This window comes from Mesorhizobium sp. B1-1-6, from assembly GCF_006443035.1.
GTDB lineage: Bacteria > Pseudomonadota > Alphaproteobacteria > Rhizobiales > Rhizobiaceae > Mesorhizobium.
Genome location: NZ_VFWR01000037.1, coordinates 1 through 8,863, shown reverse-complemented (window position 1 = coordinate 8,863; position 8,863 = coordinate 1). Strand labels below are relative to the sequence as shown.

At 63.6% G+C, this 8,863-nt stretch carries 10 protein-coding genes; 6 read left to right on the top strand and 4 right to left on the bottom strand.

The window, feature by feature from the left end:
• Nucleotides 1–121: 121 nt before the first annotated feature.
• Nucleotides 122–937, bottom strand: coding sequence for a class I SAM-dependent methyltransferase (locus FJ979_RS32275; protein WP_140584722.1), 816 nt, complete (start codon nt 935–937; stop codon nt 122–124).
• Between the two features lie 114 nt (nt 938–1,051).
• Here FJ979_RS32275 and FJ979_RS32270 point away from each other — a divergent pair, with 114 nt between their 5' ends.
• From FJ979_RS32270 to FJ979_RS32255, 4 genes are all read left to right on the top strand, one after another.
• The gene (locus FJ979_RS32270) at nt 1,052–1,930 is read left to right on the top strand and encodes a bifunctional helix-turn-helix domain-containing protein/methylated-DNA--[protein]-cysteine S-methyltransferase (RefSeq protein WP_140584720.1); all 879 of its coding nucleotides are present in this window, start codon (nt 1,052–1,054) and stop codon (nt 1,928–1,930) included.
• 179 nt (nt 1,931–2,109) lie between these two features.
• A complete protein-coding gene (locus FJ979_RS32265; protein ID WP_140584718.1) occupies nt 2,110–3,015 on the top strand; it encodes a ribokinase in 906 nt (301 codons plus the stop codon).
• A 10-nt stretch (nt 3,016–3,025) separates the two neighbouring features.
• The gene (locus FJ979_RS32260; RefSeq protein WP_140584716.1) at nt 3,026–4,465 is read left to right on the top strand and encodes an amidase; all 1,440 of its coding nucleotides are present in this window, start codon (nt 3,026–3,028) and stop codon (nt 4,463–4,465) included.
• A 111-nt stretch (nt 4,466–4,576) separates the two neighbouring features.
• Nucleotides 4,577–5,191 carry a LysE family translocator gene (locus FJ979_RS32255; RefSeq protein WP_140584714.1) on the top strand — a complete coding sequence of 205 codons (615 nt, stop codon included), beginning with the start codon at nt 4,577–4,579 and terminating at the stop codon, nt 5,189–5,191.
• 173 nt (nt 5,192–5,364) lie between these two features.
• Here the strand turns inward: FJ979_RS32255 and FJ979_RS32245 are convergent, their stop codons facing one another.
• Nucleotides 5,365–6,306 (bottom strand): nucleoside hydrolase, encoded by a 942-nt coding sequence (locus FJ979_RS32245; protein WP_140584710.1) that lies wholly within the window; start codon nt 6,304–6,306, stop codon nt 5,365–5,367.
• A gap of 301 nt (nt 6,307–6,607) precedes the next feature.
• Here FJ979_RS32245 and FJ979_RS32240 point away from each other — a divergent pair, with 301 nt between their 5' ends.
• The gene (locus FJ979_RS32240) at nt 6,608–7,033 is read left to right on the top strand and encodes an Hsp20 family protein (protein WP_013893014.1); all 426 of its coding nucleotides are present in this window, start codon (nt 6,608–6,610) and stop codon (nt 7,031–7,033) included.
• 76 nt (nt 7,034–7,109) lie between these two features.
• On the top strand, nt 7,110–7,367 hold the full coding sequence (locus tag FJ979_RS32235; protein WP_140558405.1) for a DUF1150 family protein: 258 nt from the start codon (nt 7,110–7,112) through the stop codon (nt 7,365–7,367).
• A gap of 69 nt (nt 7,368–7,436) precedes the next feature.
• Here FJ979_RS32235 and ptsN read toward each other — a convergent pair whose 3' ends face one another.
• Together ptsN and raiA are read right to left on the bottom strand one after the other, a co-directional pair.
• Nucleotides 7,437–7,901: a PTS IIA-like nitrogen regulatory protein PtsN gene (ptsN, locus tag FJ979_RS32230; RefSeq protein WP_135898701.1), complete on the bottom strand. Its 465-nt coding sequence runs from the start codon at nt 7,899–7,901 to the stop codon at nt 7,437–7,439.
• Nucleotides 7,902–7,959: 58 nt separating this feature from the next.
• Nucleotides 7,960–8,538: a ribosome-associated translation inhibitor RaiA gene (gene raiA / locus FJ979_RS32225; RefSeq protein ID WP_140500197.1), complete on the bottom strand. Its 579-nt coding sequence runs from the start codon at nt 8,536–8,538 to the stop codon at nt 7,960–7,962.
• Between the last annotated feature and the right edge of the window lie 325 nt (nt 8,539–8,863).

The window sequence follows — 8,863 nt, the reverse complement described above, 5'->3', positions numbered from 1 at the left end:
ACAATCGAGGCAGCCGAATGCAGGAACTACTTCGAAAACGCAGGCTACGCTTCCGTCAAGATATGAAACGCTCTAGCCGAACAGCTTGCGTCCGGACCGCGTCGAACAAGGGTACGACGTTTCAGAAGCGATAGCGCAAAAGCCTGCCGATCTTGCGCAGTGCGGGAATGTGTTTCCAAAGCCGAACGAACAGCTGCGCGGACCAGCTCATGCGGGCGGCATGTTCAGGTCCATAGGCCGGAATGTCCTCGATGAATCGCAGCTTCGGGACAGCCAGTTCCAGTTCGCGCGGATCCTCGATCGCCCAGTGGACCTCGGCGCCTGTCGCCCTGATCGCCGGATTGAGGCGCAGCAGCTTCAGGCCGAAACCGCTGTAAGCGTCGAAAATCAAGTCGCCGCCGGCAAGATGTATGACCAGGCGCGAGAACAGGCGGAACCCTTCCTCGGCCGGGAGATAGGGCGTCAGCCCCTCCGCCACCACGATGGCCGGTCGGTTGCGGGGCACTTCAGCCAGCCAGTCCGGTTCAGTTACCGACGAAGCGATGAGGCGATAGCGGTCGCGCGGCGGGTAAAGCTTGCGCCTGAGTTCAATGACTTCCGGATAGTCGACGTCGAACCAGTCCACGCCTGGCGGCGGATCGACCCGGAAGATGCGCGTGTCGAGCCCGCACCCCAGATGCAGCACGATGGCATCAGGATTTCTGGCCAAAAACTCCTCGACGCGGACGTCCAGCGTCTTTGCCCTGATCGCCAGGCCGATGCCGAGATTGCTGTCGACCTTGAGTCTTGAGAAATCATAGTCGATCTTACGCACCGCCTCGTCGGCGAAACGATCCCCAAGCAGCGAATGGGGCATCCGGCTTTCCAGCGCCTTGCCGTAGAGCGTCATCAGCAAGGTTTCTTTCGCGCCGGCGAGATTTACCTTTTCACCCGCCATGGCGACTCCTGGGCTCGAAAACCAGAGTTTATCTGGGTATGCGCCGCAAGAAGGCAAGTTTCGGGTGGTGATCGGCGCCCCAAGGGCTGATATTCCGGCTCAAGGAGAAGTCCCATGAGTACACAGACAGCAGTCCTCAAGAAGGACATCACGCCCGAAGGCAGCGACTACGAAATCGTGCGCCGCGCCATCGAGAAGATCAGCCTCGACTATCGCGACCAGCCTTCCCTCGAGGAGCTTGCAGAGGAGGTCGGCGAGACGCCGACCGGCCTGCAGAAGCTGTTCACACGCTGGGCCGGCCTTTCGCCCAAGGCTTTCCTGCAGGCGGTGACGCTGGACCATGCCCGCAGGCTGCTCGATTCCGGCATGCCGCTGCTTGAAACATCGTTCGAGCTCGGCATGTCCGGCCCCGGCCGGCTGCACGACCTGTTCGTCACCCATGAGGCGATGTCGCCGGGCGACTACAAGACGCGCGGCGCCGGGCTCACCATCCGCTATGGCTATCATAGCTCGCCATTCGGCACCGCCCTGATCATGGCCACCGAGCGCGGGCTTGCCGGCCTCGCCTTTAGCGATCCGGGCGAGGAACGCGCCGCTTTCGCCGATATGTCCAGCCGCTGGCCGAATGCCGTCTATGTCGAGGACATGGCCGCGACCGGTCCCTACGCCGCGCGCATCTTCGACCCGACGCTGTGGCGCCCGGACCAGCCGCTGCATGTCGTGATGATCGGCACCGACTTCCAGGTTCGCGTCTGGGAGGCCTTGCTCCAGATTCCGATGGGCAAGGCTCGCACCTATTCCTCGATTGCCGCCAGCATCGGCGCGCCGAGCGCCAGCCGCGCCGTCGGCGCCGCCAACGGCGCCAACCCGCTCTCCTTCGTGGTGCCTTGCCACCGCGCCATCGGCAAATCCGGCGACCTCACCGGCTACCACTGGGGCCTGACCCGCAAGCGCGCCATTCTGGGCTGGGAGGCGGGACAGGTCATCTCTTGAAATCGGGAACGCCGGCGAACCTTCCGCCGGCATTGTCACGTGGAAAACGACGACGCCCCGCTGACTCGCATGACGCGGCACCGCGGCACCGCGGCACCGCGGCGCTTGCTATATCGGCATGCACTGGAAAGCAACGATCTTACAGGATAGCTTCCCGCTCATTCATGAGGAGGCATTCCTTGATCATCGTCGTCGGCTCGATCAATCTCGACCTTATCGCCAATGTCGACCGCTTGCCGAGCCCTGGCGAGACGGTGAGCGGCTCCGGTTTCGCCACCGCGCCCGGCGGCAAGGGCGCCAACCAGGCGTTGGCCGCCGCGCGCGCCGGCGCCAAGGTGCGCATGGTGGGAGCCGTCGGCAAGGATAGTTTCGCCGGCGAGGCCCTGGCGCTGCTGCGCCAGGCCAAGGTGGATCTGTCTGGCGTGGCCGAAACTTTTGCCTCGACGGGCACCGCGCTGATCATGGTCGGCGACGAAGGCGAGAACATTATCGCCGTGGTGCCGGGTGCAAACGCCTCGGTGCTGCCCGGCGACCTGTCCAAGGCCTTCCCCGGAAAAGGCGATGTCGTGCTCCTGCAACACGAGATCCCGCTTGCGACCGTCGAAGCCGCGCTCGATCAGGCAAGCGCGGCCGGTGCCGTCACCGTGCTCAACACCGCACCCTTCCATCGCGACGCGGCCGGCTTGCTCGGCAAGGCCGACTATGTCGTCGCCAACGAGACCGAGTTCGACCTCTATGGCGAGGTGCTGTCGCTGAGCGGGCGCGACCGCGCGGCACGGATGCGCGACTTTGCCGGGAAAACCGGCCGCACCATCGTCGTCACGCTCGGCGGCGACGGCGTGATGGCGGCGACGCCGACCGATTCCCTGACGGTGCCCGCATTGAAGATCACCCCGGTCGACACGGTTGGTGCAGGCGACACCTTTTGCGGCTATTTCGCCGCCGGCCTGTCGTCGGGCCTGCCCCTCGAACAGGCGCTCGCCCGGGCCGGCGCGGCCGGCACGCTGGCATGCCTGAAGCCGGGCGCCCAGCCGGCGATCCCGTTGGCCGCCGATGTCGACCAGGCACTCCTGAAATCCCGCTGAGACGACCAGAATGCGCCCCCAGACAAAGCATGCCGCGCCACCGGCCGGTGATATATGCCGCCTGCCCGCCGTCGAACTGGCCGACGCGATCCGGCAAAGGAAACTTTCGGTACGTGAGGTCGTGACGGCATTCCTCGACCGCGTCGAAGCCGTCAACCCGCTCGTCAATGCCATCGTTTCCTTGCGCGATCGTAGCGATATCCTGCGCGAGGCCGACGCAGCCGATGCCCGCCCGGACCGGGCCGGTGTGCTCTTCGGCCTGCCGATTGCGGTCAAGGATCTCGCAATGACCCGCGGCCTGCGCACTTCCTTCGGCTCGCCGATCTTCGCCGATTTCGAGCCCCAGGAGGACGATTTCTTCGTCGAGCGCATGCGCAAGGCCGGCGCCATCATCATCGGCAAGACCAACGTTCCCGAATTCGGCCTCGGCTCCAACACCTACAATCCCGTGTTCGGCCCGACGCTGAACGCCTTTGATCCAGATTTGAGCGCCGGCGGCTCGAGCGGCGGCGCCGCGGTGGCGCTGGCGCTGGACATGGTGCCCGTCGCCGATGGCAGCGACTTCGGCGGCTCGTTGCGCAATCCAGCCGCCTGGAACAATGTCTATGGTTTCCGGCCATCGCAGGGGCTCGTCCCCGGCGGCCCGGACGTCGAGGTCTTTCATGCCCAGATGGGCGTCGATGGGCCGATGGGGCGCAATGTCGGCGACATGGCGCTGCTGCTCGACGTGCAGGCGGGCTATCATCCGCACGCACCCTTGTCCTATGAGAAACAAGGCTCCTTCCTCGAAGGCCTGCGGATGCCCGCCGCGGGCGGCCGTGTCGCCTGGCTCGGCGATCTGGGCGGCCACCTGCCCATGGAGCCCGGCATCCTCGAGCTCTGCCGAGCCGCGCTCGACCGCTTCGGGGAGGCCTCGTTCAAGGCCGAGGCACTGGTGCCGGATTTTGATTTCGAGGCCTTGTGGCAGGCCTTCGTGACGTTGCGCCAGGCAAGCAGCGGCTGCGCGCTGAAAGTGCACTATGACGATCCCGCCAGGCGCGCCCTGTTGAAGCCCGAAGCCGTCTGGGAGGTGGAGAACGCGCAACTCCTGACGGCGCCTCGGATTCGCGCCGCCTCGGTCGCCCGGACGTCCTGGTACCGGATGCTGCTGTCGCTGTTCGACCGCTTCGACCTGATTGCATTGCCGACCGCGCAAGTCTTTCCGTTCGACGTCGGCACCCATTGGCCGCGCGAGATCGCCGGCCGGCCGATGGACAGCTATCACCGCTGGATGCAGGTTTCGGCGCCCGCCACCATGGGCGGCTGCCCGGCCGTCAGCGTGCCGGTCGGCTTCGACGCCAGAGGCCGGCCGATGGGCATGCAGCTGATCGGCCGGCCGCGTGGCGACATGGCTGTGCTGAAGGCGGCGGCGGCCTATGAGACGACACTGCCGTGGCCGTCCGGCGCCTGAATCCGGTGCATCTGCGTATCGCGCGGCTCCATGTGCCGGCTTGCACCGGCATCGCCGCCATGCATTGATTGTGGCGCCGCACAGGCGGCATTCTGCCCGAGGGAAAAAATCATGTCGCTGGAACTCTATGCCGCCTATGTCCTTGCGTGCGTCGTCATCATCCTGGTGCCAGGGCCGACGGTCACGCTGATCATCGCCAACAGCATCCGTCATGGCGCCCGCGCCGGCCTGGCCAATGTCGCCGGCACGCAGGCCGGCCTGGCGGTCATGATCGCCATCGTCGGCATCGGCCTCAACACGCTGATATCGGGCATGGGGCACTGGTTCGAATGGGTGCGGCTGATCGGTGCCGCCTATCTGATCTGGATGGGCGTGCAGATGTTCCGGTCCAAGGGCAAGCTGAACGCCGACGGAACGGCGCGGAAGCCGCGCGGCGGCTTTTTCCTGCAGGGCCTGCTGGTGGCGCTCAGCAACCCGAAGACGCTGATTTTCTTCGGCGCCTTCTTTCCGCAATTCATCGCGCCGCAAGGCAATTATTCGCTGCAGATCGTCGTCATGGGCCTCACCGCCATGATCTTCGCCGCCATGTCGGATTCGACTTATGCGCTGGCCGCCGGCCGCGCCGGTCGCATCCTGTCAGCCCGCCGCGTCAAGCTCCTGTCCAGGATCAGCGGCAGCTTCATGATCGGCGGCGGCCTGTGGCTGGCGTTTTCGCGGTCGAAGTAAGCACCGCCGCCTTTCCTTCCCCCTTGTGGGGGAAGGTGGATCGGCGCGCAACGCCGAGATGGTTGAGGGGTGCGTGACGGAGTGAGGCGTCGGCGTTCCCCGGAACACCCCTCATCCGTCCTCGCTTCGCGAGGCCGCCTTTTCCCGCAAGGGGAGAGGGTAAGGAGGCGGATTTAAAGCCGCCCCAGCCGTTCCAGCAACAGCGCGAAGAAGCCGTCATGGTCGATGTCGCCCATCACCTTGGCGTTCTTTTCCCGCTTGGTGACGCCCCACCAGTCGATCACGGTCATGCCCATGGTCAGTTCCGAGCTGGTTTCTACGCTGACATTGCAGTTGCGGCCTTTGAACAGCTCCGGTTTCAACAGGTAGGCGATGACGCAGGGGTCATGCAGCGGCCCGCCATCGGTGCCGTATTTCTCCTCGTCGAAACGCTCGAAAAACTCCAGCATCTCGGCCGTTGCGGTACCGACCTTGGTGCCGAGCTTGCGAAAGGCCTGGGTGCGCTTGGCGGTGGTCAGCGCCTTGTGGGTGACGTCGAGCGGCATCAGCACGATCGGAATGCCGGATTTCAACACCACCTCGGCCGCGTGCGGATCGACATAAATGTTGAATTCGGCCGCCGGCGTGACATTGCCGCCTTCGAAGAAGCCACCGCCCATCAGGATGATTTCCTTGATGCGCGGCGCGATCCTCGGCTCGCGGATCAGCGCCAGCGCGATATTGGTGAGCGGCCCGAGAGCGCACAGCGTGATGCTGCCGCTCTCTTCCTTCATCAGCGTCTCGACGATGAAATCGACGGCGTACTTATCCTGCAGCTTCATCGTCGGTTCGGGCAATTGCGGCCCGTTGAGGCCAGTTTGGCCATGCACCGCCTCGGCCGTAACCAGTTCACGCGCCAGCGGACGGACGGCGCCGGCATAGACCTTGATGTCGGGTCGGCCGGCCAGTTCGCAGATCTTGCGGGCGTTCTTTTCGGTAAGGTTCAGCGGCACGTTGCCGGCTACGGCTGATATGCCGACGATCTCCAGCTCGGGGCTGCCAAGCGCCAGCAATATGGCGACGGCATCGTCCTGGCCAGGATCCGTGTCGATGATGATCTTGCGTGTTTGGGGCATTTCAATTCCTTGTTTGGCCATGAGCCCATGCGTCCGAGCGAGCATGCGAAACGCATCGAACCGGCCTTGAGCTGCCGAACCGCTCCGCCCGGGGAACGAATCCCGGCGCAGCGCTTCTCCTTGCATCTCACTGCCGTTTCAAGCGCCATGTCGATCATTCTTGTGAGTCCACGACGTGGTCTTTTTGGGCGGGTGTTTTGATGGCTTGAACTTGGTCGTGGGGCGGACCATATCAAGACCATCGGGAAAAATGCCATCTGGGTTTTTCCAGTTTATGTCGCTCTTGAGAGGACAATGTAACATGAGCCGAATGACGCCTTTCTCCAGTCCGCTTCTCCTGGGTTTCGACGCCATGGAAAAGACGCTGGAGCGCCTGGCGAAATCCGGTGACAGCTATCCTCCTTACAACATCGAGCGGCTCAGCGGCGCCGACGGCAAGGCCGAAAGGCTGCGCATCACGCTCGCTGTCGCCGGTTTCGCCGAAAGCGATCTCGATGTCACCACGGAGGAAAACCAGTTGGTCGTGCGCGGTCGTCAGACCGACGATACCGAGCGCGAATTTCTTCACCGCGGCATCGCCGCACGCCAATTCCAGCGCTGCTTCGTGCTGGCCGACGGCATGCGGGTGATTGCGGCGGAGCTGAAGAACGGCCTTTTGTCGATCGATCTTGATCGGCCCGAGTCCGAGCGGCTGGTACGGAAAATAAACATATCGGTGAAAGACTGATCTTTGCCGATGGCTCTCATGCGGGATGGCCTACTGCCCAGAACCAGGGCGGCGTCTCGCGCCAAGGAGGCTTGAAATGACCAGAATTGACCAAAATCCCACCATGACCAGCGGTGAATTCGCCCATCTCGGCGAGGGCTCGGTCGCTTATCTGCGCAAGGTAACGAGCGAGGAACTGCTCGGCCGTTTCCCGGGCATTGGCGAAATCGCGCCCGGCATGGAATTGTGGGCGCTGTTTGCCGCCAACGGCCAGCCGATCCTGCTTTCGGATGCGCGCGATCGCGCGCTGGCCGGCGCCATGGAAAACGACCTGACCACGGTCGCCATTCATTAAGGCGATTTTCCGCTGAAAACGAACGGGGCCGCCCCTGGCGGCCCTCGACCATCGTTTATCCAGAAAACGTCAGGCCGCGTGCGAGGCCTGAGTGTCCGATAAAAGCGCGTGGATTGCCACGGCGTCGCGCGTTCCCCTGATCTTGGCCACTGTATCGGCGTCGCGCAGCACCCGCGCGATGCGCGACAGCGCCTTCAGATGATCGGCGCCGGCCCCTTCAGGGGCGAGCAGCAGGAACACCAGGTCGACCGGCTGGTCGTCGAGCGCCTCGAAATCGACCGGCGTCTCCAGGCGGGCGAACACGCCGGCGATGCGCTTCACGCCGGCCAGCTTGCCGTGCGGAATGGCGATGCCGTTGCCGACCCCGGTCGAGCCGAGCCGCTCGCGCTGCAGGATGGTGTCGAACACTTCCCGCTCCGGAATGCCGGAAATCGCGGCCGCCCTCTCCGACAGCAATTGCAGAAGCTGCTTCTTGGAGTTCGCCTTCAACGCCGGCAATATCGCCGGAACGTTGATGAGATCGCTCAGATCCATACTTGAAAATCCCTTGTTCGCCTGCCGTCACCAGTCCCCACCCCTCGTGCGGCCGGTTTTATCCCTGTGCGACCTTGGTCGTGGACGGATCGATCCAGCCGATGTTCCCATCCGGCCGGCGATAGACGATGTTGACGTGATTGTTTCCGGCGTTGCGGAAGACGAAGACCGGACTGTCCTTTGTGTCGAGTTCTATGACCGCCGACGCCACCGACATGGTCTTCAGCGTCATGGTCGATTCGGCGACGATGGCCGGCGCAAAATCCTCCGGAATGTCCTCGTCGTCATCGGCGAGTGGCGCCATCACCGTGTAGGCGATATCGGTGAGCTCGCCATTGCCCGAATTGTGCGATTTCAGCCGGCGCTTGTAGCGCCGAAGCCGGGTTTCCAGACGATCCGCCGCGGCCTCGAAAGCCAGCGTCGGGTCCTGGGCATCGCCGGTCGCCTGCAGCGAAGCGCCGGAATCCAGCCGGATCATGCAATCCGCCGAATAGCGCGAGCCCGATTTGATGACGGTGACATGTCCGGCAAAGCCGCGGTCGAAATATTTGCCGATCGCCTCGCCGACACGATCGTTGATGCGCGTACGGAACGCATCGCCGATATCCATGTGTTTTCCCGATATGCGCAGATTCATCTGAAAACTGACCTTCCTTGCTCAGGCTTCAAACTGGCCGGAGTTTATACTCGTGGTCCGTGCGCACAAGCTTTGCGGCGTGACTCGCGCCGATTTAAATCCAAACTTTCCGGTTGATCACAAGCCGCCTTCTTGACCATCCCTAGGCCATTGTCGTGACGGACCATCCGCTAGCGGGCGTCGAGCCCGTCTCATGCGGGCGGGCTTCTAGCCACTTCACCGCAGCTTGTCAATGAAGCGCGAAACCCTGTGTCGTAAGCACATGAGTTGTCCGGATTAGGTAGCACGTGAGTTGTCCGGTTTTATCGCCAGCGGATGGAGGCTG